Genomic DNA, 24,706 nt, shown 5'->3' with positions numbered 1-24,706 from the left:
GTATCGGTATGCGTCCGTCCCGACACCGGCGTCCCGACCACAATGTCGGTCTGCCCCGTGTATTTGTGCAGCCACACGTTATAGGCCGCCAGCAGCACCATGTACAGCGTCGCTCCGGTCTCGCCGGCAAGCTGCTTCAGCCCTTCCGCCATGTCCGCGCGGATCTGCGCATGAACCTGTCCTCCTTCGCTGCCTGGCACCGCCGGACGCGTCCGGTCAGCCGGCAGCTCCAGCACCGGCGCTTCCTCTGCATAGGCCGACAGCCAGTATGCCTCATGCACCTGCATCTGCTCGACCCCGAGCGTGCCCTGCTGCCAGACCGCGTAGTCTTTGTACTGAATCCGCAGCGGCGTCAATTCCTCACCGGCATACGCCGCCATGAGGTCCGACATCAGCAGATTCATCGATACACCGTCAGAGACAATATGGTGCATGTCCCACAGCAGCCAGTACCGCTCCGCCGCCAGCCGCAGCAGTACAGCCCGCAGCAGCGGCGCCTGCTCCAGCGCGAACGGCCGCACGAATCCCCTTGCGAGGTCCCGGGCTTGCCCTTCATCCGCCTCTCGGCACACCCATTCCAGCACCACGTCTTCGTGTACCCGCTGTCTCGGTTCGCCATCGATCCACGTGAACGACGTGCGCAGCGATTCGTGGCGGGCGATGACCGAGCGTATCGCTTGCTTCAGCCGATTCCCGTCTACCTGACCTGTGAGCTCCATGACCCCCGGCATGTTGTAGCGCGTGCTCTCCGGCTCCACCTCATGCAGCACATACATACGCCGCTGCGCCGAAGACAGCGGGTAGGATGCCTGCATCGCCGCCGGCTCGATCCGGCCGTAGCCGCTTTCTTCTATGCTGCGTACATAATCCGCCAGCGCCTTCACCGTCGGCCGCGCGAACAGCTCCCGCAGCGGCAGCTCCACCGCCAGCCGCTGGTGAATGCGCGACACCAGCGTCATCGCTTTCAGCGAGTGGCCGCCGCGCGCGAAGAACGAATCTCCGATGCCGACTTCCTTAACCCCCAGCACCTCGGCGAACAACTCCGCCAATTGCCTTTCCAGCGCATCCCGCGGGGCTTCATAGCCTTCAGTGTGCGCCTCCCGGTCCGGCGCCGGCAGCGCCTTGCGGTCTACCTTGCCGTTAGCGGTCAGAGGCAGCTTCTCCAGCTCCACGAAGTAAGACGGAATCATGTAATCCGGCAGCTGAGTTGCCAAATGCACCCGCAGCTCTGCTACCGGAACCGCTTCATCATTCACGAGATAGGCGCACAAGTACGCCTGTCCTTGCTCATCCTCACGGGCCATGACCACCGCTTCGCAGATATGACCATATGCCATCAGCCGGGCCTCAATCTCTCCGCATTCGATCCGGTAGCCGCGGATCTTCACCTGATGGTCGATCCGGCCCAGATACTCCACGTTGCCGTCCGGCAGCCATCTCGCCAAATCTCCGGTCCGGTACATCTTCGTCCCCGGCCCGAACGGGTTGTCTATGAATTTCTCCGCCGTCAGCTCCGGCCGGTTGAGGTACCCCCGCGCCAGGCCGTCGCCCGCGATACACAGCTCACCCGGGACGCCGATTGGCTGCGGTTGCCGGTTGTCACCCACAATGTACAGCTGCGTATTGGCGATGGGCTTGCCGATTGGCACCGCAGCTTCCGCGAAGGTCGAGGCAGTATCGTAATACGTAACATCCACTGTGGCCTCCGTCGGCCCGTACAGGTTGTGAAGTGTGGCTCCGCTCCCCTCCAACACCTTGTAGAACCCGGTCACATGCTGCGGCTTCAGCGCTTCCCCGCTGGCAAATACCCGGCGCAAGCTGCCCAGCTTCTCCGGGCTGAACACTTGCCCGGCCTGTTCCAGGAAGACGCTCAGCATCGACGGCACAAAATGCATCACCGTGACGCCGTGGTGCTCTATCGTCTCGGCCAGCACGGCCGGGTCTTTCTCTCCCTGCGGCGGAAGCATACTGACCTTGGCCCCGGTCATGCCCCACCAGAACAGCTCCCACACTGAAACGTCGAACGTGATCGGCGTCTTCTGCAGAATCACATCCCCTGCTCCGATGGGGTAGCGGTTCTGCATCCATTGCAGGCGGTTAACCACCGAGCGATGCTCGATCATGACTCCTTTCGGGTTGCCTGTAGTCCCAGAGGTATAGATCACATACGCCAGTCGCCGGGAATCCGGCTCCAGCGGCGTATTGCCCCCGGATGGCACTTGCTCTCCAGCTTGCCCTCCAGCTCGCCCTCCGGCAAGCCCTCCAGGCGTCAACTCGATGACCGCGCCTTCAAAGCCGCAAGCATTCTGGCCGGGCTGAGTCAGCAGCACCGCCGCGCCGCTGTCCCGGAGCATATACCGGATGCGTTCGGCCGGCAGCGCCGGATCAATCGGCAAGTACGCACCGCCGGCCTTCAGGATGCCATAGAGCCCGACCATCAGCTCCAGTGAGCGTTCCGCCAACACCGCTACAATCGTTTCCGGCCCCACACATTGCCCGCGCAGTGTCCACGCGAGCTGATTCGCCCGCGCGTTTAGCTCCGCGTAGGTCAGCTGCTGCTCCCCGTACACGACCACCACCGCATCCGGCGTCTTCTCCGCCTGTTCCTCGAATAAACCGTGGATCGTCGCCTCCTGCGGATACGCCGCCGCTGTGTCATTGAAACCGTGCAGCAGCTGCACTTTCTCCTCTGGTGTGACAAGCTCATACGAGCCGATCCTTGCTTCCGGCTGCTCCCCGATTTGGGACAAGAGCTGCACAAAGTGCACCAGGTACCTCCCGGCTGTATCCTCATTAAACAGCGCACGGCTGTATTCCAGCAGCAGCTGAAGTCCCTGATCGTTCTCCGCAACGTTCAGCGTCAGATCGAGCTTCGTCGCCCGGTGGTCCAGCTCGACCGGACGAACGTCTACTCCCGCCAGCCCGAAGCGCGCCTGCTCCATGTTCTGCAGCACCAGCATCGTGTCGAACAAGGGGTTGCGGCTCATATCGCGCCGCACATTCAGCTTCTCGACCAGCTCCTCGAACGGATAATCCTGATGCTCGAACGCCGCCAGCGTCCGCTCCTTCACTTCGCGCAGGAAGTCTATAAACCGCTTGTCCCCGGACGGGGCATTGCGCAGCGCCAGCGTGTTCACGAACATCCCGATCATGGGCTCTGTATCCCCATGCGTCCGTCCCGACACCGGCGTCCCGACCACAATGTCGGTCTGCCCCGTGTACTTGTGCAGCCACACGTTATAGGCCGCCAGCAGCACCATGTACAGCGTCGCTCCGGTCTCTGCGGCAAGCTGCTTCAGCCCTTCCGCCACATCCGCATTGATCTGCGCATGTACCTGCCCGCCTTCGCTGCTTGGCACCGCCGGACGTGTCCGGTCAGCCGGCAGCTCCAGCACCGGTGCTTCCTCTGCATAGGCCGACAGCCAGTATGCCTCATGCTCCTGCATCTGCTCGATCCCGAGCGTCCCCTGCTGCCAGACCGCATAGTCTTTGTACTGAATCCGCAGCGGCGTCAATTCCTCACCGGCATACGCCGCCATGAGGTCCGACACCAGAAGGTGCAGCGACACGCCGTCCGAGACAATATGATGCATGTCCCACAGCAGCCAGTGACGCTCTTCCGCCAATCGCAGCAGCCCGGCCCGCAGCAGCGGCGCCTGGTCCAGTGCGAACGATTGCACAAAACCCCGGGCAAGTTCCCGGGCTTGCCCTTCATCCGCCTCCCTGTATATCCATTCCAGCGCCACTTCTTCGTGCACCTGCTGTCTCGGTTCACCGCCAATCCACGTGAACGACGTGCGCAGCGATTCGTGACGGGCGATGACCGAGCGGATCGCTTGCTTCAGCCGACTCCCGTCTACCTGACCTGTGAGCTCCATAACCCCCGGCATGTTGTAGCGCGTGCTCTCCGGCTCCACCTCATGCAGCACGTATAGCCGCCGCTGCGCCGATGACAGCGGGTACGATGCCTGTACTGCCGCCGGCTCAATTCGGCCATAGTCGCTTTCCTCCGTACTGCGCACATAGGCCGCGAGCGCCTTCACCGTCGGACGCGCGAACAGCTCCCGCAGCGGCAGCTCAACCGCCAGCCGCTGGTGAATACGCGACACCAGCGTCATCGCTTTCAGCGAGTGGCCGCCGCGCGCGAAGAATGAATCTCCGATGCCAACCTCCTTAACCCCCAGCACCTCGGCGAACAACTCCGCCAATTGCCTTTCCAGCGCATCCCGCGGGGCTTCATAGCCTTCAGTGTACGCCTCCCGGTCCGGCACCGGCAGCACCTTTCGGTCCACCTTGCCATTAGCGGTCAGAGGCAGCTTCTCCAACTCCACGAAGTAGGACGGAATCATGTACTCCGGCAGCTGTGCTGCCAGTTGCGCCCGCAGTTCCGGTACCGGAACTGCTTCATCACTTACGAGATACGCGCACAAATACGCCTGTCCCTGCTCATCTTCACGGGCAATGACCACCGCTTCGCGGATATGGCCCTGCGCCATAAGCTGTGCTTCAATCTCCCCGCACTCGATCCGGTAGCCGCGGATCTTCACCTGATGGTCGATCCGGCCCAGGTACTCCACGTTGCCGTCCGGCAGCCACCTCGCCAAATCTCCGGTTCGGTACATCTTGGTCCCCGGCTCGAACGGGTTGTCGACGAACTTCTCTGCCGTCAGGTCAGGCCGATTGAAGTAACCCCGCGCCAGACCGTCCCCCGCGAGATACAGCTCACCCGCGATGCCTACCGGCTTCAGCTGCAGGTCGTCACCTACAATGTACAGCTGCGTATTGGCAAGCGGCTTGCCGATCGGCACCGCTGTTTCCGCGAAGAGAGGCATACAGTCATAATAGGAAACCTCGGCTGCTTCCGTCGGTCCATACAGGTTGTGAAGCGTCGCGCCGCTCCCCTCCATTAGCTTGTAGAACCCGGTCACATGCTGCGGCTTCAGCGCTTCCCCGCTGGCAAATACCCGCCGCAGGCTGCGGAGCTTCTCCGGGCTGAACATTTGCCCGGCCTGCTCCAGGAAGACACTCAGCATCGACGGCACAAAATGCATAACCGTGATGCCGTGGCGTTCTATCGTCTCGGCCAGCACCGCCGGATCCTTCTCTCCACGCAGCGAAAGCATGCAGACCCGCGCCCCGGTCATGCCCCACCAGAACAGCTCCGACACCGAAACGTCGAACGTGATCGGCGTCTTTTGCAGAATCACATCCTCTTCTCGAAGACAGTACCAATTCTGCATCCACTGCAGACGGTTGATCACCGCGCGATGGTCCATCATGACGCCTTTCGGGTTGCCGGTGGTCCCTGAGGTATACATCACATACGCCAAATGCCGGGAATTCAGCTCTTGCGGCGGGTTGGCCTCGGATTGTTCCTGCCTGCCGGAAGTCAACTCGATAACCGCGCCCTCAAATCCGCATGGATCAAGGCCAGCGTCAATCAGCAGCGCCGACGCGCCGCTGTCTCCGAGCATGTATTGGATTCGCTCCTTCGGGTAGGCCGGATCAATCGGCAGGTACGCCCCGCCAGCCTTCAGGATGCCATAAATCCCTACCATCAGCTCCAGCGAGCGTTCCGCCATAATTGCCACAATACAGTCCGGCTCTACACCTTGCCTACGCAGCGTCCACGCCAGCCGGTTCGCCCGTGCGTTCAGCTCCGCATAGGTCAGCTGCTGATCCCCGTACACTACCGCCACCGCATCCGGCGTCTTCTCCACCTGCGCCTCGAACAGACCGTGGATCGTCGCTTCCCGCGGATATTCCGCCGCCGTATCGTTGAATCCAAGGGTAAGCTGACGGGTCCCCTCTTCATCCAATAGCCGGATATCCTGGATCATCGGACTGGACTCCCCGAGGATATCCTGAAGCATGACAACAAAAGTGCTGAAGATCTGTTCTACAATTCCATCCGAATGGTCAGCCTTGTAATCAAAGGCCAATTCAAGTTCACCAGTCAGAGACCAGTCTTTAATCATTAGCTGAAATGGATAAAATTGATGCCCGTTGTAAACCTCGTTCGCTTTTACAGTGAGACCTTCCACATTCGTCACAAGTCTGGTGCCAAGATTATTTACAACAACCGAGAACAGCTGGTCTATTCCCTTTTTGCGCAGCTCCAATTCTTGCACCAGATTATCGTAAGGATATTTCTGATGAAAGTAACATGACATCAATTGCTGCTGTACTTCCCTGCTAAACGAGTCGAAGCTCTGCACTGCATTAACTTGAACCCGCAGCGGCATTGTACTGGCAAACATGCCAATGACAGATTTCTCTTTCGCACCGGAACGGTTTGAGACCGGAGTCCCGATGACCAAGTCGCTTTGCCCGGTCGTCCGGTTCAGATAAGCGAGCATTAATGCGACAAACCAGGCGTTTAGTGAAACCCGGTTCTCATCAAGCTTTTCCCTGATCCGCTCACTTAGCTCTTTGTTCAGCAGGAATGATTTCCGTGTGCCGGCCGAATCGCTGGTGATCCCTTTGGAGGTACCCATAACCGTAGGGGACTCATAATCCTGATAACGCTGTAACCAAAACTGCTTGTCTTTGATGTAGCGGTTAGACCTTAAATAATGATCTTCGTGATCTGCAAAATCCAGAAAATTGCTGGACCTGCCAACCGGGTGGCTTTCGCCTTTCGCCAGCTTCTCATAAATTGCCAGTGTATCTTGAAGCCAAGCCTGTCCTGACCATCCATCAGCAATGATGTGGTGGACCTTGATTAAATATCCGCACTCATCGTCGCTGACTTTGAAGAGGGCTATGTAATATAAAGGGTTATTCTCGAATTGGAAGGGGATTTTCGCTTGCTGCTGCGTCCAAAGCTCAAGCGCCTCATTAGGGTGATTTGAAGTACTGAAGTCGATTAGCGGGAACGGGGTTTTAGGATGGGGTACATAATATTGATAGGGCTCACCGTCCTGGTTGCGGGAGATTCGCAATCCAAAGCCAGCGTGGTTGCTGAGATTATAGTGGATGGCTGCTTCAATCCAGACTAAATTCGCTTCTCCTTTAAAAATAAAATACAGCGTTATATTATTGAGCGGAGTGCCCGGATAATGCTGCTCCATCATCCAAATCCGCTTCTGTGCGTGCGTTAATGAAACTGCAGATTCACTTCTGCCTAACTGTTTCATGCTTAGTGAAGCCCCCTCATTGATTATGCTGATTCTGAATGAACTGCATGCTTCTGAAGGCAACCGCAAACCAATCTGAGACAGTGAAGTTGAATTATGCAGGTTGAGGATTGGCATGATTATAGGTTCTTGTTGTAATAACACATCTTGCTGCGCCTAGCGGAAATGGAGAGCCTTCGTAAGTGCCTCTAGAACCGGTTGCGAATGACTATGAATAAAAAAATGATCTCCATCAAAACCGGCATACCTGCAAGCTTTGTCAGATATTTGATCCCACTCTTTGATATCTCCTGACAGGGTGTCATCCTTATAACCGAAGAATACGTTGACGTCACACCCGAGTTTACTGTTTCTCTCTTTGAACAGATAAGTCTCCGACAACCGGAAGTCCGACCTGATAATAGGCAAAAAGAGATCCATCAATTCTCTATTATCAAAAAACTGCGGCGGCGTCCCGCCTAATTCCCTTACGTGCTGTATAAACTTATCATCCGGGAGCAGGTGAACGATGGTTTTATCCATATCCCTTACCTGCGGGGCTGATCTGCCAGAGAAAAAAGCGACCTCCGGCTCCTGATAACCCCTGCTTTTCAGCTGATGAATTGTTTCATAGGCAAGAATAGCCCCCAGGCTATGCCCGAGAATCGCATAGGAATCTCCATTTAATTGCGGCACAATCATCGATGTAATATCTTCAAGCGCTTCTTCAAAAGTCCGGTAGAACGGCTCATGCACTCTCCTGCCTCTGCCAGCCAGCTCCACTGGAACAATCTCAGCGATTCCTTTTATATGGCTTGACCATTGACTATAGAAGGAGGCCGAGCCTCCGGCATAAGGGATACAGAATAATTTCATAGTCCATCTCTTTCATGATTTAGTGAATTCAGGAAGTCCAGAATATACCCCTCCAGCCCGCATCAGCGGGGGATGGAGGGGGACTTAAATAAGTAACAATTTATTGCAATTGTTCCGGTTTGTCTGCTCCCGGATGTTCAGCCTGCCCGTGGAAAGACACCAGCGATTGCTTCAGGCTCTCCGCCAGCTCCTCCAGCTGTCTGGACAACGTAACCAGTTCGCCGCTTACCGTCAATTGCCGGGAAGACATCGCCGCCACTTCTTCCGTAGAGGCGCTGGTCTGCTGCACTACAGAACGGACACTGCCCATCGACTCGCCAAGGCGTGCCTGGAAGATGGTCAGCTCCGAAACCGCCGCGGAAGACTGGCCCAGATATTCAATGAAATCTTCCATCTCCTTGCGTACTGCGGCAAAGATCTGCGAGGATTCCCGCACCGAACCGATCTGCTCACTGAAGAGCGGCGCCGCTTCGCCCACAACCTTGACGGTGTCCTCGATGTTCCGGCCGATCTCCTCCGTAATTTGCGAGACGGAAGCAATGGACTGGCTGGACTGGCCGGCCAGCGCGCGGATCTCATCGGCGATGACTATAAAGCCTCTGCCGGCCGCACCGGCGCGGACAGCTTCTATGGAAGCATTGAGCGCCAGAATGTTCGTCTGCTTGTTCATGGCAATCATTGGAGCGAGAATATTGCGGATGAGATGAGTGCTTTCCTGCAGCTTGGCCGAATTCGCTTCAATCAGCCGCATCATCTGCACCGTCGACTCACTTTGCGCTACCAGGGTCTTCATCAGTTCCGCTCCCTGCTCGCTGACCGCGATCACTTTCTCGGCTGCTGCATCCATGACCCGGTTGATTCCGTCCACTTCCTGCATCTTATCGCCCATCTGTTCCACGTCATGGTTGCTGCTGTCGGCTTCCGCTGCCAGACTGGCCGCGCCCTGGGCAATTTCTCCGGTCGCCGACGCCAGCTCGCGGGCATGGTCGGCAATCGTCCCGGAAGCATGGACCAGCTGTTCCGAGGTAGCCAGCACCTCCGTCGCCGAAGCGCCGCTCTGGCCGGCGAGGCGAGAAATCTGCTCCATCATCCGGTTGAAGCTGTGACCCAGCCGACCGATTTCATCTCGCCCTTTGAAATTGGTGCGGACCTGCAGATTGCCCTGCTCTCCTTCCTCCATCAGCCGGGCCAGCTTGCCCAGCGGCTTGCCGATCAGGCGCACCAGCACATACCCGATCAGGAGAGCGATGAGCGCCGCTGCGAGCACTACGAGCAGCGTAATATACAGCAGGCGGTCAGCCGACTTGGTGAAATCGCTGACCGGTGCGTAGCCAAGCAGTGTCCAGCCGCCCGTAGTCAGCGGCTGGTAGACCGCCAGCTGCTCCGTTCCGGCTTCATCGTCTGCCATAAAGGAACGATCCGCCTCCTCGTCCGGCTGCGGCTCCGCCACGGCCGGCTTAATGAACGAGGACTGCTCCAGGAGAGCGTCATCCGCTGCATACACAACATTTCCGGCTGCATTCAGGATGCGCAGCTCCCCGCCCTGACCGATCTTCAGGTTCGAAAGTGTGCCCTTAAGCGCATCCCGCTTGATCTCAATCAGCATATAATATTCTGCTTGCGGATTTTGCATATTGCGCAGAAGCCGTCCCATCGTGAGCGAAGCTTCCGAATATGTATCGAAGAAGCCCTTCGGCCGGACCGGGAACCACACCGGATTGCCCTTGGCCTCGTCAATCTGCTTGATTCTCGCCAGGATCCCCTCGTCGGTGCGGATTCCCGTAACGCCTGAGGTTTTATAGGATTCAACTTCGGCGAGGCTGCGGGAAACAAGACGGATGCCCATGAGACGTTCATCGGAGCCCTTGACGGCATCGAGCTTGCTGCGGATGCGCGCTTCGGCGGCAACCTTAGCCACGGTTCCGATACCGGGATCATTCACCGCCTCCAGATCCGCCTTAAGCGCCTGATCCACGGCAAATTGCCGCGAAAGCGCTTCATACTCGACAAAGAGAAAGTCGAGCTTGTCCGCGGCCTGGACAATGGATTGTGAGGAAGCGGCCGCCACCTCATTGGTGATAATGCCTTTTGCCGCATAATAGGAGGTCACACCAAGCACGGAAGACAATAACAGAATCGTACCGAACAGGATCACGAACAATTTAACGCCAACCGATTGCAGATGCAGGCTTCGTTGTCGTTTCATAAGTCTACTCTCCCCATAGAATAAAATAACGCCACAGTAGTGGGTTTTATCCTTGAAGCCTAAATCAGGCGCTCCGGCAGGAGTCCCTGAGTACCCACACTAGCGGGAATTTCCGTGAAAGCGAATTCAGGAGGTTTTATGTGATTCGCCATTTTTCGTCATATTTCGTCAAATTTTGGAACGAAAAGACACAAGGTACACCCTTCGAATCAAATGAAGGCTGTACCTTGTTCTTATTAAAGCACGTAAAATGGCAAAGGACCGATTAACCCTTGCTCGCCCCGGCAGTCAAGCCTTCGACGAGCAGCTTTTGCAGGAAGGCAAAGAGGATCATGATTGGGATAGAGATCAGTACAGCCCCGGCTGCAAAGGTCGTGAAATTGGTGTTCTGGTTCGTATTCACCATATCCCACATGCCGACGGCAACGGTCCATTTCTCCTTGGTCCGCAGGATGAGCCGGGCAAAGATAAAGTCAACCCAAGGTCCGACAAATTGCGTAAGCGCCATGTAGGTAATCATCGGTCTCGACAGAGGCAGAATCACTCTCCAGAAGATTCCGAAGTTGCTGGCACCGTCAATGCGGGCAGCTTCGTCCAGCGAACGCGGTATCGTATCGAGGAACCCCTTCGCGATCAGTGTCCCGCCAAGCGGAGCTCCGGCTGCATAGACGATAATCAGAGCCAGATGCTTATCCAGCAGATCAAATTCTTTCAGCAGCAGGTAGATGGCAATCATACTCATGAAGCCCGGAAACATTCCCAGCACCAGCAGTCCGGACATGGTGGTCTTGCGCGCCTTGAACCTGAACCGGGAGACCGCATAGCTGGTAAGCAATGTCAGGAACACGCCCAGAAGCATGGAGAAGAAGGCAATTTTAAACGTATTTAGCCACCAGGTAGGGAACAGCAGGGTAGGATCATAGAAGAGTGCCCGGTAATGTTCAAGCGTAAACGTTTCAGGAATCAGTGTTTTACTGTAAAGGGATTTGCCTGGCCGCAGCGACGATAACAGAATCCAAATGGCAGGATAAAGTGCTGCAACAGACAGAATAACCAGCATCAAATAACTTAATCCGAGCCGTATTCTTGTTTTAATTTTTACTCCGCTCATTGGATCATATCCTCCTCTTTGAATGATTTCGTCCGCCGGTAATTGTAAATCGAGAAGCTGGCCACGATGATGAAGATAATGATACCGACCGCAGATGCCATGTTGTATTTATTCTGGTCAAGTGTGAGCTTGTAGAGCCACGTCACGAGCAAATCGGTGGAACCGGCGTATTGATAATCCCCGTTGGGAGGACTGCCGGCTGTTAACAGGAAGATCGCATTAAAGTTATTGATATTGCCTGCAAACTGGGCAATCAGTGTAGGTGCCGTCGTGAATAGCACCATAGGCAATGTAACGATTCGGAATTTCTGGTAGTTAGTCGCTCCGTCCACTTCTGCCGCTTCATACATATCGCGTGGAATTGTGGTCAGAACCCCGATAATCAGCAGCATGGATACCGGTATACCAACCCACATGTTTACAACGATAACCGTTACTTTAGCCCAGAATGGATCCGTCAGCCAAGGAAGACCGCCGAGTCCGAAGAACTTCAGATATTGGTTAATCGGACCAAACTGGCCGTTGAACAGGTTACGCATGAGCAGAAGGGAGATCATCTGCGGAATAGCATACGGAACAATCAGAATAGCTCTCCAGATGCCTTTGAAACGGATGCCTTGCTGGCTGACCAGCATGGCGACCAGCATACCGCCGAAATAGGTAGTAATCGTGGACAGGACCGCCCAGATAATAGTCCAAGTAAGAACCCCGTAAAAGGTTTGGCTCCATGATTTAAGCACCACAAGATTACGGAAGGTTTCAAAGCCAACCCAGTCTACCAGCTTGGCCGGAGGCATATGGTTAGGCGCAGAATAGTTCGTAAACGCCAGCATGATCATGAAGATAATCGGCATTACTGTAAATAACAGAATGCCTACAGACGGCAGGATAAGAAATGTCTGCGCAAACTTGTAATCGAGGATATAGCGGATGCTCTGCTTGAAAGTACCCGGAGTATGCCCTGCGTCTCGCGCAGCCCCGGTCTTGCGAGCATCTCTGATATTCATATACCAGGCAACCACGAACAGAAGAAAGAATATAATCGTAATTAAACTCTCGATCAGAATGAATATAGAATGGTCACCTTTGACCAGTTTGGCGATTCCGTTGACCTTCTCGAAGTGCTGGGTAGCTGTACCCAACGTAACGACGCCCCAGACCGCGCGTCCCAGATTCTGAATAAAGTAAACTAAGCTTAAAGCCTCTACGATGATAAAAATAATACCTTTAATAAATTGGCGGTTATATATTTGTCCCAATCCCATAAACAAGGTCGACAGTATCGTAGCTCTAGTATGGTGTCGCTGCATTTCCCTTCCGCTCTCCTCTCCTGGGAAATCAGAGAATCGCCCGCCGCTACCAGGCGGCGGGCGATTTGATTTCATAAATTCACTGTTGGGATAGACCTATTGATGCTTACTGCGAAGCGCCGTCGTTCAGATCCTTGATCTGTTGGGCTGCTTTATCCATGGCAGTCTTAGGGTCTGCGCCTTTGTCCCAGATTTCCGGCAGGGCTGCATTTACAGGACTCCATACATTGCCCATTTCAGGAATGGATGGCATTGGCTGGGAGTTTTTAGCCTGTTCTGCAAAAGCGGATACATATACATCATCCTTGATTTGCGGGTCTTCCAGAGCTTCCAGGTTGGTTGGAATCGATCCGACCAGTTCGTTCAGCTTAAGCTGGGCTTCCTTGCTGGAAGCGAACTCAGCATAGAGCTTGGCGGCATTTGGATATTGGGTATAGGCGTTAACTGCAAAGATCTTGAAGCCGGCCAGAGTGATGGCAGTCTTTCCGCCGATAGTCGGCAGCGGTGCCAGTCCCAGGTTGTCACCGAGAGCAGTTTTGTAGCCGGCCAGTTCCCAAGGTCCGTTGATATCCATTGCGACATCGCCGGCGTTGAAGAGACTGCGCTTAATGTCAGGGTTAATATCGCCGCTGTTAATCGGCAGAATTTCTTTCAGTTTTACAAACTCGCTCAAGCCTGCAATTGCGCCATCGGTATTGATACCGATATCGTCTTTGTTGGTGCCGTTATCCCCGAAGATATAGCCGCCGTTAGAAGCGATGAACGGGTAGCTGAAGTACATGTTGCCGACTTCCCACATGATGCCGTAGCGGTTATTGGCTTTATCAGTGAAGGTTTTGCCGAAAGCTAGTACATCATCAAAGCTCTTAGGCGCTTCAGTGACAAGAGACTTGTTGTAGTACAGAGCATAAGTTTCAGCTGCACGCGGATAGCCGTAAAGCATTCCGTCATAGCTAGAACCAGTAATCGAGGCTTCAGTATTGTTCTTGATCGTTTCTTGCTCGAACACGTCGTTTGGAAGCAGGAGCTGTGCACTTGCGGCTCTGCCCAGGTTGTCATGCGGAATCAGAATAACGTCAGCAGCCAGACCGGAAGGACCGTCCTGGGACAGCTTGGTAACCTGCTCTACCGGCGACAGCTCTTCGATTTTTACAGGAACATTGTATTTTTCAGTGAATTCCTTCGCGATCGCGTCTGTAAAGGCTCTTTCTTCTTTACTTTCCCATACAACCAGAGATGCGCCATCCTCAGGTGTAATTTGCACGGTTTCAGTGCCAGCGTTGTCCGTGCCTGCGTTTCCGGCCGGAGCTGTGCTTTCTGTCGGTGCATTCGTTGCGGTTGTGTTGTTGCCCCCGTTATTTCCGTTGTTGTTGCTAGATCCGCAGGCAGTGACAGACAGTGCCATAGAAGCTGCGGCGGTGAGAACCATAAGCTTTTTCAACTTCATTGCTTTAACCCCTCCTAATTTGTGTACGCTTGCCAACAATGATGCTGCAGAACTTGCGCAAACGATTTCAGAAGATCCAAAAAAAACGTCTGTTTTGTTCTTCCAACCTTCTGTATCCGCTTTAGCCTAGTTCTAGAAAGCGCTTCATTACTAAATTCATAATACAACATGAATCTTGATTGTAAAAACGTTTGCACATAGTGTATTTGCCCAAATAACCGTTTTATTAGCATATATTAAGCTATTTGCTTCATATTTTACACGAATACTCCTAATTACTCTACTTATCACTCTTTTCTCTTTTTTTCGTGTTTTTTCTTGCTTAAATTTACTTATAAACGTATTTCTTAGCGTTTTTTCAGGCCTGCTTGTCCATTTGGATGTGAATTTTTCCGCATGTCATTTTGTGCAACGGTTTGAACAATAGTATTGAACAGCCATTTATTCCATGCTATAATCCAAAACATTATAAGCAGCCTGGCCTGCTGGACTCTCGCTGAAGAATCTGCGTTTATTACCGGCTTCGAAGGTCGTGATACTCACCAGGCACAATCCCTGGGCAAGCTCTTTGCCACGGATGTGCCTTTTTGCTGTGGGCAAATTTGGCGTTTAGTCCAAATTGCGCGCAACTGATGCACAGATATACAGCTCGTCCAGGCCGCTGTTGCATAAGCTTCCTACACAGTTGTTATCCACTGTATTGGAGGATTTATACATACACACCCTTATTTTTATGTGCAGCCTCCGTAAGCCGCTCAGTCTGACGTGGCTTCGGAGTTACTCATCCCATTACTTTAGGAGGATTCATCTATGTTACTTGAAGCTGTCTACCATCGTCCCCGGCTGAACTGGTCCTATGCCTATGACCGCCAGACCATCCATCTGCGCCTGCGCGCCAAGAAAGGCGACTTAACTGAAGTATTCGCTTGGGTTGGCGATAAATATGCCTGGGACGCCACTAAAGAGCTGATCCCGATGACGCTGTTCACCTCGGATGCGATGTTCGATTACTGGGAATGCGAATCCATTCCCAAGCTCCGCAGACTGAAATACGGGTTCTTGCTGCAAAAGGGCAGAGAGCAGATCTGGATGACCGAAAACGGCTTTGTTGCCGAACGTCCGGCTAATCCGCTCAAGCTGTTTGAATATCCGTTCCTCAACCCGGCCGATGTGTTTACACCGCCGGCCTGGGTCAAGGATGCGGTCTTTTATCAGATTTTCCCCGAACGATTCGCTAATGGCGATCCTTCCCTTAACCCGGAAGGTGTAGAGACTTGGGGTGGAACACCTACCCCGCATAATTTCTTCGGCGGAGATTTACAGGGGGTTATCGACCATCTTGATCACTTAAGCGAGCTTGGCATCACCGGTATCTACTTCACGCCGATCTTCAAAGGAACCACGAACCATAAATATGATACCGAGGATTATATGATGGTCGACCCGCATTTCGGTGATGTACAGACGCTGAAACGGCTGGTCGATGCCTGCCACGAGCGGGGCATCCGCGTGCTGCTGGACGCCGTATTCAACCACTCGGGGCGCACCTTTGCCCCGTTCGTCGATGTGCTGGAGAAGGGCGAAGCCTCCCTGTACAAAGACTGGTTCCATATCCGCGAATTCCCGCTGCAGGTGACGGACAATATCCCGAATTATGACTCCTTTGCCTTCGAGCCGCTGATGCCGAAGCTGAACACAGAGCATCCTGAGGTCAAGGCCTATCTCTTAAAAGTAGCCGAATTCTGGATTAAAGAAGTCGGACTCGACGGCTGGCGGCTCGATGTGGCCGATGAGGTCGATCACGCCTTCTGGCGCGATTTCCGCAAAGTGGTCAAGGCTGCCAATCCGGAGGCCTATATTCTCGGCGAAATCTGGCATGAATCTGCACCATGGCTTGAGGGCGACCAATTCGACGCTGTGATGAACTATCCGTTCACCGATGCGGTGCTGGACTTCTTCGTCCACGGAACGGTCGATGCGGAAGGCTTCTCCCATGCGATCGGCAGTCAGCTCGCACGCTATCCGCTGCAGGCCAGCGAGGTCGCCTTTAATCTGCTCGACAGCCATGACACGCCCCGGGTGCTTACCCTCGCAGGCGGCAACAAGAACAGGGTCAAGCTGGCCGCGCTCTTCCAGTTCACGTTCATGGGAACCCCTTGCATCTATTACGGCGGTGAAATCGGAATGGACGGAGAGAACGATCCCGGCTGCCGCAAATGCATGGAATGGGACCCGGCCAAGCAGGACCGCGAGCTGTTCAGCTATTACCAGCAGCTGATCCGCATCCGTGCCGAGGAGCCGGCGCTGCGGACCGGCGCCATTACCTTCCTGGAGGCCGGCCCGCAGGGCACCAAGCTGGCCTACGAGCGCAGCCTGGGCGATGACGTGATCATGGTGCTGATCAACACGGAGGAGACCACTCAAACCTTCCAGCTGAGCGTGGAGGAACGGGAGTGGAACAACCTCTTTACCGGCGATACCTACCGCGCCGAACGCGGCAGATTGTCGGTCAAGCTGCCAGGATACGGCTATATGGTGCTGAAAAAGGTATAACTGCAGAACGAAAAGGCACTCTTCGCGAAGAAGAGTGCCTTTGTTTATTGCATTTGCTTATTTGCTGCTATTCACAGCAAACCCTATAAGCCGAGCAAGCGGTAGATCACCTGCGCGCTTTCGGCGCGGGTCATCGCGGCCTGCGGGGCGAACCCGCCGGCTTCGCGGCCCTGAATCAGGCCGAGACCGGAGGCGGTATTGACGTAAGACGCAGCCCATGCGCTGATATCGGCGGCATCGGCAAATGATGCTGCCGCTTCCGCTGTCAGCTCACGTCCCTGTTTGACCTGCAGCGCGCGGATCAGCATAGCTGCCATCTCCTCGCGGGTAATCGTGCTATTCGGTGCGAAGCTGTTCGTACCGCGTCCGTTCACGATTCCCAGGCTGACCGCCGTATTCACATCGGCGGCATACCAGGCTCCCGCCGCTACATCGGCGAACGCACTCTGCCCTGTTCCTTGCAGCCCCAGGGCGCGAACCAGCAGCGCGGTAAATTCTGCGCGCGTTACATTGCCGCCGGGATTGAAGGCGTCTGCACTGATCCCTGTAACGATCTGCTTCGCGCTGAGCGATTTGACCGCCTGGAAGGCCCAATGCGTTGCCGGCATGTCCTTGAAGGTCTTATTAACCTCAAGCGCCGCGTATTGGCTGAAATGTGACACCTGGGCCGTGAGGGTCTTGTCTTGCAGAGCACCTCCGGCATATTCGAGTACTCCGCCGGTTCCCAGATGGAACACACCCAGAGAATCGCGGTCCGGACTTCCGCTCACCTGGAAGGCCAGCGTAACCGGTGCTGCAAAAGCAGTCGCAGGAACCGTAGAACCGTCCTTCAGAGTGACTTGCAGACGGAAGTCAAATACACCCGATACTGCATTTACTTGCGTATTGTTCTTATTCAACGACTGCAGCAGCGTCTTCACCGCCGCTTCTTCCAGCGGTGCAGCCGTGAAGGTAATGGATGCGCCATCCGCTTGTGCGGAGGTGAGCTGCTTCTGCAGTGAGGCCAGCACTTCATGCGGCAGTGTGACGGTCAGTCCATCCATTTGCAGCTCCAGGACGCTTGTGCCCATAACGGCAGCGGCATCAACCGGCAGCTGTACGGCATGCTTGCCTGTCTCCACCTTCACTGTTACCTTGCCGTCTTTGGCGGCAGACAGTACATCTTTGCCGATAGACTGGGCAGCGGCAGGCGCTGTCGGCGCCGGTGCAGGAGCCGGTGCAGTTGTCCCTCCGTCATAGAAGACGGCAGACAGAATTACGGTTCCTCCGGCATCTCTGCCCGGCAGGTCAAGGGTGACGGTACCATCCTGCCCCACACGGTACTGCTTGTTGTTGTACTCATCCTGCACAATGCTGTAGGCAGCATACGGTACAGGAATCGACGCATTAACCTTCTCCGCCTTCGTATTGATGACGGTCACGATATGCGTTCCGGCATACGCTTTGTCAAATGCCAGGTAGCCGGTCTCATCAGAGCCCGCCAGCTTCGTGCGTTCACCCTTCGAGAATACCTTGGAATATTTCGCACGGATATTCAGCAGCTTCTGGTAATGGTCGTGCAGTGCCTCCTCAGCCTCCAGCTGATCCCAAGGCATGTCGGAGCGGTTCTCGCTAAACTCGCCCTTGGACATATCACCGGCATTCTTGCCGGAACGTCCCAATTCTTCACCATAGTAAATGACTGGCTGGCCCTTGGCGGTAATTTGCAGTGCAGCAGCTGCTTTAAGCTTGCCTTTATCACCGTTTACAGTCTCCGAGGTCAAGAAACCATCTTCGTCATGGCTGCTCAGGAACTGGGCCATCATCTTCGTGTTGTCGAGCTTCGCTTCACGTTCCTGCAGGTAAGCGTCGACGGCATCGATGCTTCCGCCCACAAATGCCTTGGCCTGCTCCTTGAAGCCGAAATCAAGCAGACTGTCCATTTGGCCGGACTGCAGATAGCCGCCGTTGTTGTCGGCCGATCCGCCGAAATACTCGCCGACCATCTTGAACTCCGGAGCGATTTCGGTCAGTGCATTCTTGAAGGCTTTCCAGGTAGTGCTCTCTACATGCTTGACCGTATCCACGCGGAAATAATCAATGGTATCTCCACGGTCTGTCCGCGCATTCTCAAGCCACCCGGTCTGCCATTCAATGATCTGCTGGCGCACCGCCGGGTCTTCTGTCTTGAAGTCCGGGAGGCCGCTCAGTTCACCCTTAATGGCATCCTTGTCGGCAGACACTACGCTTCCTGTCCGCAGCATATCCGCAAAGCGCGCCTTGTCTTCAGCGGTTACGCCAGGAGCCGTATCGCTTTCTTTGAGGCCATAGCCGGTGTGGTTCAATACGACATCGACCATGATTTTGATGCCTTGATCATGCGCCTTTTCGATCAGCTCTTTGAAGGTCTCCATGTCGCCGAGATGCTCGTCGAGCTGGGTGAAATCCTTGGCCCAATAGCCATGGTAGGCATATTGCTTGCCAAAGCTTGTGCCCTGGTTGAAATCAATATTGTCGACAACCGGTGTAATCCAGAGCGTGTTGATGCCAAGCTCCTTCAAATAATCAAGACTGTCGATCATACCGCGGAAATCCCCGCCGTGATAGGCTTCAAGATGCGTCTTGTCCACGTTCTCATTGTTAGTGGCGTCGCCGTCTTTGAAACGGTCGGTCAGTGCAAAATAAATCCGCGCCTCATCCCAGTCGAAATCAAGCTCCGCGCCTGTATAGGTTCTGGCCTTCACCTCAAGCGTTGTCTGCTGCTTGTGACGGTTGCCGTACTGGTCTACCAGGGTAAACGGAATAGTTTTAATTCCTGCCGGAACGTCATCTTTAACCGCTATTGTCTGTTTCAGCAGCTCTGTATCCAGCGGGACTGCGGACGGGCCGCCCAGCTCGCTCAGATCCAGGTAAGCCGCTTTGTACGTAACTTCTTCTTCAGAGGCGGCATGAACTTCCAGCACCGCATTTTCGTTGGAAGTTACCGCCGCCGGGCTTACTGAAGCCGTAAGCGTTACTTCCGGATTTTGGTAATCAAATACAGATTCACCGTCTACCGTATTTTTCGGATCGGTAATCTCACTGGTTTCTCCATCCTTCGTGACAACAAAGCTGTACTTGTGAGAGCCTTCAGTCAAGCCCTCTAGAGTATAGCTGAACCATTCATGCTCCGGATCATAGGTCATCGGATATTCCACTCCGTCCACCTTGACCTTGATATCCGTAATCGGAGACACATCGCCCAGCCGGAACAGCTCCGGATCACGGTACAAGAACTGCACTGTACCTTCTTCAAGTACCGGTCCTGTGATGCCAGGAGTAATGTCCATTTCCTGCACCATGCTGGTTACTGTAACCTTGATATACCTTTCGCCTGCAGGCAGCGGAATAAAACGGTCATCCTGAATATCCTGCTTGCCGGTTAACCAGTCAGCGCCTTTCTTCAGCACAAACCCCATTTGAGTGGCAGTCTCATCCACTTCGAGCAGAACGGTAACCTTGCCGCCCTCGGCTGAGTCCAGGTCAACCTGGCCGTCGCTGGCACCGCTTAACCATACCCACATATTCCAGTCGGTATAATTCTGGTCGGGACGGATAAACGTAAACTCGACATAGCGTTTGTTGTCCAGTACAGGACGTTTCACCTTGACCGCTACGGTTACAGTTTTGCCTCCGTAGCTGATGGTAATATTGGCATTTCCGCCTTTAACTGCCTTGACCACACCTTTAGCGCTCACCGTCACAACTTCGGGCTTGTCGGAAACATAGGACGCACTGTTCGTGACCGTCCGCTTGCTGCCGTCATCATAATGTGCAGTTACCACCGTCCGGTGCGTCTTGCCGGTTTCCAGCTCATAGCCTTCGCTGTCAGCCTCCAGAGATGTCAGCACAGCGGCATCGCTATTGAGCTGAATGACGACCGCTGTCAGCGGTTCCAGCGTAATTGCCGAAGCCGTCAGCGTGAAGCCGCTCTGGTCCGCAGCAGGAATAGCCTGAATGCCAGCTTCATCGTTATCCACCAGCACGGTGCCGCCGGTCAAATCCTCGGACAACGACAGGGTTCTGGTTACACTGTCCGCATTTACAAATACATAATAAAGTCCGGTTCCATCCGTGGCTTTATTCTTGTAGCCAAGCAGCAGATCGCTATCCTTCACTTCAGGCGCCTGAATCAGGGTGACATTGCTGTCGGCAAGACTCTTGTCGCCCAGCCTGAAGGCATCTGTAGATTTTCTCAGCTCAATCAGCCCTGCGGTGTAATCCTTGGTCATATTCTGTACCGGATACTTGGCCGGATCGGTCACCTTGGACCAGTCAAACATGTTAACCGCATCCGAAGAATCATAGGAATCGTGGATGAAATAGCCGAAGGATTGGCCGCTCTCGTCAACCAGATCGGTATATTTCTGCTCGGGAACTCCCGCCGCCTTCCACTCCTTGGTGCGGCCGTATTCCTGGCCGGCCTGGATGAACGGCGTCCCCTGCGAAGTCATGACCAGCAGGTTGCCCAGACGGATACGCTGCTGAATCTCCAGCTCATTAGCTTCAATTGCCGGATCTTTCTTAATCGACTGCGCGATAACATCGTGCAGCGTCAGATTGTCATGGGCTTCAATATAAGAAATAATGTCGCCCGGATCATCGGCCGGAACATTGGACGGCTGGGCTTTAATCAGATCCAGCATGTAAGAAATCTGACGCGGGCCGCCTGTCAGGAAGCGCGGCTGGCCTTCGCTGCCGAAGCCGGATTTCAGCTCGTTGCGGAATTGATCGGAGAAGACGCCGACGTCGTCGGTCTTATCCATCCATTTCTGATCCGCCCCTTTACCCGTAAGGGCCGGATCGGAAGCGGCACCGCTGAAGGTCTCCCAGCCTTCGCCGAGGAACAGCGCGTCCGGATTAATTTCCGCAGCCGCATTGTAGGCTGCTTGAACTGCGTCCTGGGTGGCATCGCCCATCATGTCAAAGCGCATACCGTCGATTTTGTATTCGCTGAACCAGTATTTGACGGAATCGATCATCAGCTTCTCGGCCATCTGGTGGCTGGTCGCCAGGTTATTGCCGAAGCCGCCGACGAAATTGCCGTTCGCGTCCTGGAAGAAGTAATAGTTCGGAACGATATCGTTCAGGAATTCCTTCTTGGCCATATGAGTGTATACAACGTCAAAGATTACACCCATACCAGCCTCGTGGACTGCATCAATCAGACCCTTCAATTCCTTGATCCGCAGCTCCGGATCGGCCGGGTTCTCCGAATAGGCACCGTCAGGCGAGAAATAACTGTGCGGGTCATAGCCCCAGTTATACTCATTGTTTTGTGCGGAGTATTCGGTTTCCCGTTCACCCATCTTCGTCTCGTCGCCATAATACCACGACATTACCGGAAGAAGCTGAATATGGGTAACGCCAAGCGACTTAATATAGTCGAGCTTCTTGGCAAAAGCGGCATAGGAGCCCCAGCGCTCTCCGTCCAGCGTGCTCTCAATAGAAGGATCGGAGGTGAAGTCGCGGACATGCACCTCATAAATCACCGCATCCTCCCGCTTCTCGTATCCGGCGATATCCGCATGTGTGAAGCTGTCCGGGTTGGTAGCGCTCAAGTCGACGATTGCCGCCTTGCCGACTGTATCCCCGTCTGCACCTGCTGTACCCTCTGTATTGACGGTGAACACCGCCATTGATTTGGCGTAAGGGTCCAGCACCTGCTTCGTTTCGCCATTGTTAGTAACTTCATACTGATAATAGTAGCCGCGCACATCGTCCGCACCCGGCACTTCCTTCAGATCGGACGGCTGCAGCGTAGCCGACCAGACGCCTTTCTCGCCCTTCGCCAGGCTGATTTGCCCGACCTTCACGGAAGCATCGTCCTTGTCGAACAGATTGGCCACTACAGTGCTGGCCAGCGGCGCCCACAGCTTCAGCGCTGCCGTATGATCTGCAGCATTGTAGGTGGCTCCGAGATCATCGCCCGTATAGTTATAAAGCGAATCAATCATCCGCCATCCGCCAGCGGCAGAGACGGTCCGCCCGGAGTACGATACACTAAGCGGGGTTTTATCCAGATTGAAGGCTTCGGTTGTGACCTTCACCTGTGTGCCGCTGCTGATGGCCGCACTCTTGACCGCAATGGCCTTGCCGTCTGCATCAAGCACCGTAATTCCGGTTTTCAGTGCCGCTGTCTCCAGTCCGTCAGTCAATGTAAACCCGAGCAGCAGCTCGGTGGCGGAGATGACCTCGGCTGAAGCCAGGCTTATCGGCAGCTCACCAAAGGAAGAAACGTAAACATCATCCTTCTTCTCAGTAATCCAAAGCTGATTATAACGGTCCAGCAGGGAAAAGGTTTTGTTCTCGCCGTCCTTCACCCCGGTTGAACGATTGACGATCAGAAAGCCGATTTTTTGGGCCTGCTTGGTCAGCGGGACATCCACATAAGCGCCGTAGCTGTCCTCTTGACCTTCCGGAAACGCAGTGGCGGCTTCCGGCCATTTCCCTGCCGTCTCAGACGGCTGGTTAACATCTCCCCAGTGCCACACGCCATAAGAGCTGTAATCTCCATCCGCTCTGTTGTAATGAATGCGTACCGTGTCGGCTGGCAGCTCTACCGGTTCATAAGGGGTCACCTTATCCGAGCCAGTCTTGATCCAGACCTCATTGGTCTGCGGCGTGCCAATCGTATACAGCTTGTCGCCGCCGTCCTTCTCGCCGGTTACCTTGTTGACGATCAGGAACGATATTTTCTGCGCATGCTCCTTCAGTTGGATGTCAACATAAGCCCCATAGCTGTCCGTTTGTCCCTCAGGAATGGCAATCGCGCCGTACGGCCAACCCGTGGTTTCAGCAGGTACGCCTTCCCATATCCACACTCCCTGGTTCTCATAGTTCCCGTCCGTGCGCTGATAGTGAATACGCATATGTCCTTCCGGCACTGGAATGACTTCTCCCGGTTCAGGCTTTGGCACGGGCACCTTGAAGGCCGCATTCACTCCGTGATCCAGTGCGCTGTAGCTGAAGGTTACTGCCACATCCGCCGGAAGGCTGAGCGATTTCTCCGTTTCGGGGTAAAGCTTATCCGCCTCCGGTGTCGTGCCCGGAATATAGATCTGGTAAGTATAGTCGCCTTGCGGCAGATTCACTTTGTGCTCGTATACATTGTCGAAATTCGTGTCGCTTAAGCGAGCTTGCGCCGTCTGCGGCGATGAATCGGCAGCTTCGCCCAGTTCCGTCTGCAGTGTTCCTGTCAGAAGCGGAGATACCGGATGATAGTATGTTGAATCTGCAATTTTTTTCGTTATGTCGTTGTAATAGAACGTTACTGAAGTTTCCTCGGCCAGGGTAAGGACAATATTACCGCCCTTATCAACCCCGTTTGGATTGGTGTAGTTCCCGATGCCATAATTTTCAGTCCATGCATCGTTAAGAGCCACCTTATATTCATACACACCTGCCGGTAAAGTCCCGGTAAATACATAGGTGCCATTATCCTTGTATGTCATTTGTGTAACTGTGGATTTCTCATCCCAGTTATTGTCATTACCAAATGCAGTCTGCAAATTGCCCACCAGCGCAACCTTGGTTGCTTCCGCCGCCGCCGTTTTTGCCGGGTAACCTGTAAAGAAGGAGCATATCATTACGATAACCATGCTGATGGCAAATGCTTTCTTGCTCCATAACGCCCATTTCATCCGCTTAAGCCCTCCCTGTCGCTGTTTTGATTTGTTGAAACCATCCGTTGCTGCCGGCCTGTGCACTTTAACCCGTGCATACCGCCGCTTCGGGCTGCCTGCACCTCATCCAGAAAGTAGACGCTCACCCCCTCCAATCCCCTAAATCTCAGTAAAACTTAGCGCAAACGTTTGCAAAAATGGCTGGCCGTAGCCAGTTCCACCTTTGAAATTGCCCAGGCAGAAATACAGCCCCTAAACAGGCGTATGTAAGCGCTTTTAAACTCTTGTTCTCATACTAATCCTGACCTTTCAGAATTGTCAACGGGTAAAATTATTTTCTTCCGAGAAAAATTCAGCGCAATCTTCAGCCATCACTTCAGATATTTTTGCATAGAATTGCACAGAAGCTCACAAGTTCTGCTTGTCATTAGTGCAGTTTTCA

The 24,706-nt window shown here is 54.3% G+C and carries 8 protein-coding genes; 1 reads left to right on the top strand and 7 read right to left on the bottom strand.

Annotation, left to right across the window (positions count from 1 at the left end):
• From F1379_RS27160 to F1379_RS27135, 6 genes are all read right to left on the bottom strand, one after another.
• On the bottom strand, positions 1-7,139 hold a 7,139-nt coding region (locus F1379_RS27160), incomplete at its 3' end, for a non-ribosomal peptide synthetase (protein ID WP_162551297.1).
• A gap of 156 nt (positions 7,140-7,295) precedes the next feature.
• Positions 7,296-7,994 (bottom strand): thioesterase II family protein, encoded by a 699-nt coding sequence (locus F1379_RS27155; RefSeq protein ID WP_150275602.1) that lies wholly within the window; start codon positions 7,992-7,994, stop codon positions 7,296-7,298.
• 100 nt (positions 7,995-8,094) lie between these two features.
• Positions 8,095-10,200 carry a methyl-accepting chemotaxis protein gene (locus tag F1379_RS27150; protein WP_150275601.1) on the bottom strand — a complete coding sequence of 702 codons (2,106 nt, stop codon included), beginning with the start codon at positions 10,198-10,200 and terminating at the stop codon, positions 8,095-8,097.
• A gap of 265 nt (positions 10,201-10,465) precedes the next feature.
• Complete coding sequence (locus F1379_RS27145; protein ID WP_150275600.1) at positions 10,466-11,311, bottom strand: sugar ABC transporter permease; 846 nt, start codon at positions 11,309-11,311, stop codon at positions 10,466-10,468.
• A complete protein-coding gene (locus F1379_RS27140) occupies positions 11,308-12,621 on the bottom strand; it encodes a carbohydrate ABC transporter permease (RefSeq protein WP_150275599.1) in 1,314 nt (437 codons plus the stop codon). Before F1379_RS27140 ends, F1379_RS27145 begins: the two co-directional genes overlap by 4 nt.
• A gap of 106 nt (positions 12,622-12,727) precedes the next feature.
• A complete protein-coding gene (locus tag F1379_RS27135; RefSeq protein WP_150275598.1) occupies positions 12,728-14,068 on the bottom strand; it encodes a sugar ABC transporter substrate-binding protein in 1,341 nt (446 codons plus the stop codon).
• Between the two features lie 810 nt (positions 14,069-14,878).
• On the opposite strand from F1379_RS27135, the gene F1379_RS27130 reads away from it, so the two are divergent.
• A complete protein-coding gene (locus F1379_RS27130; RefSeq protein WP_150275597.1) occupies positions 14,879-16,621 on the top strand; it encodes an alpha-glycosidase in 1,743 nt (580 codons plus the stop codon).
• An 83-nt stretch (positions 16,622-16,704) separates the two neighbouring features.
• Here the strand turns inward: F1379_RS27130 and F1379_RS27125 are convergent, their stop codons facing one another.
• Positions 16,705-24,282, bottom strand: coding sequence for a pullulanase (locus tag F1379_RS27125; RefSeq protein WP_150275596.1), 7,578 nt, complete (start codon positions 24,280-24,282; stop codon positions 16,705-16,707).
• Positions 24,283-24,706: the final 424 nt, after the last annotated feature.

Source organism: Paenibacillus tepidiphilus (genome assembly GCF_008635795.1).
Lineage (GTDB): Bacteria > Bacillota > Bacilli > Paenibacillales > Paenibacillaceae > Paenibacillus_AQ > Paenibacillus_AQ tepidiphilus.
The sequence above is the reverse complement of the archived record's forward strand: the minus strand, read 5'-3'. Positions and strand labels throughout refer to the sequence as shown.

Excerpts from the sequence above, each read along its gene's own strand:
- F1379_RS27140 (WP_150275599.1), bottom strand. The coding sequence starts at position 12,621 with ATGCAGCGACACCATACTAGAGCTACGATACTGTCGACCTTGTTTATG.
- F1379_RS27145 (WP_150275600.1), bottom strand. The coding sequence starts at position 11,311 with ATGAGCGGAGTAAAAATTAAAACAAGAATACGGCTCGGATTAAGTTAT.
- F1379_RS27150 (WP_150275601.1), bottom strand. The coding sequence starts at position 10,200 with ATGAAACGACAACGAAGCCTGCATCTGCAATCGGTTGGCGTTAAATTG.
- F1379_RS27125 (WP_150275596.1), bottom strand. The coding sequence starts at position 24,282 with ATGAAATGGGCGTTATGGAGCAAGAAAGCATTTGCCATCAGCATGGTT.
- F1379_RS27135 (WP_150275598.1), bottom strand. The coding sequence starts at position 14,068 with ATGAAGTTGAAAAAGCTTATGGTTCTCACCGCCGCAGCTTCTATGGCA.
- F1379_RS27130 (WP_150275597.1), top strand. The coding sequence starts at position 14,879 with ATGTTACTTGAAGCTGTCTACCATCGTCCCCGGCTGAACTGGTCCTAT.
- F1379_RS27155 (WP_150275602.1), bottom strand. The coding sequence starts at position 7,994 with ATGAAATTATTCTGTATCCCTTATGCCGGAGGCTCGGCCTCCTTCTAT.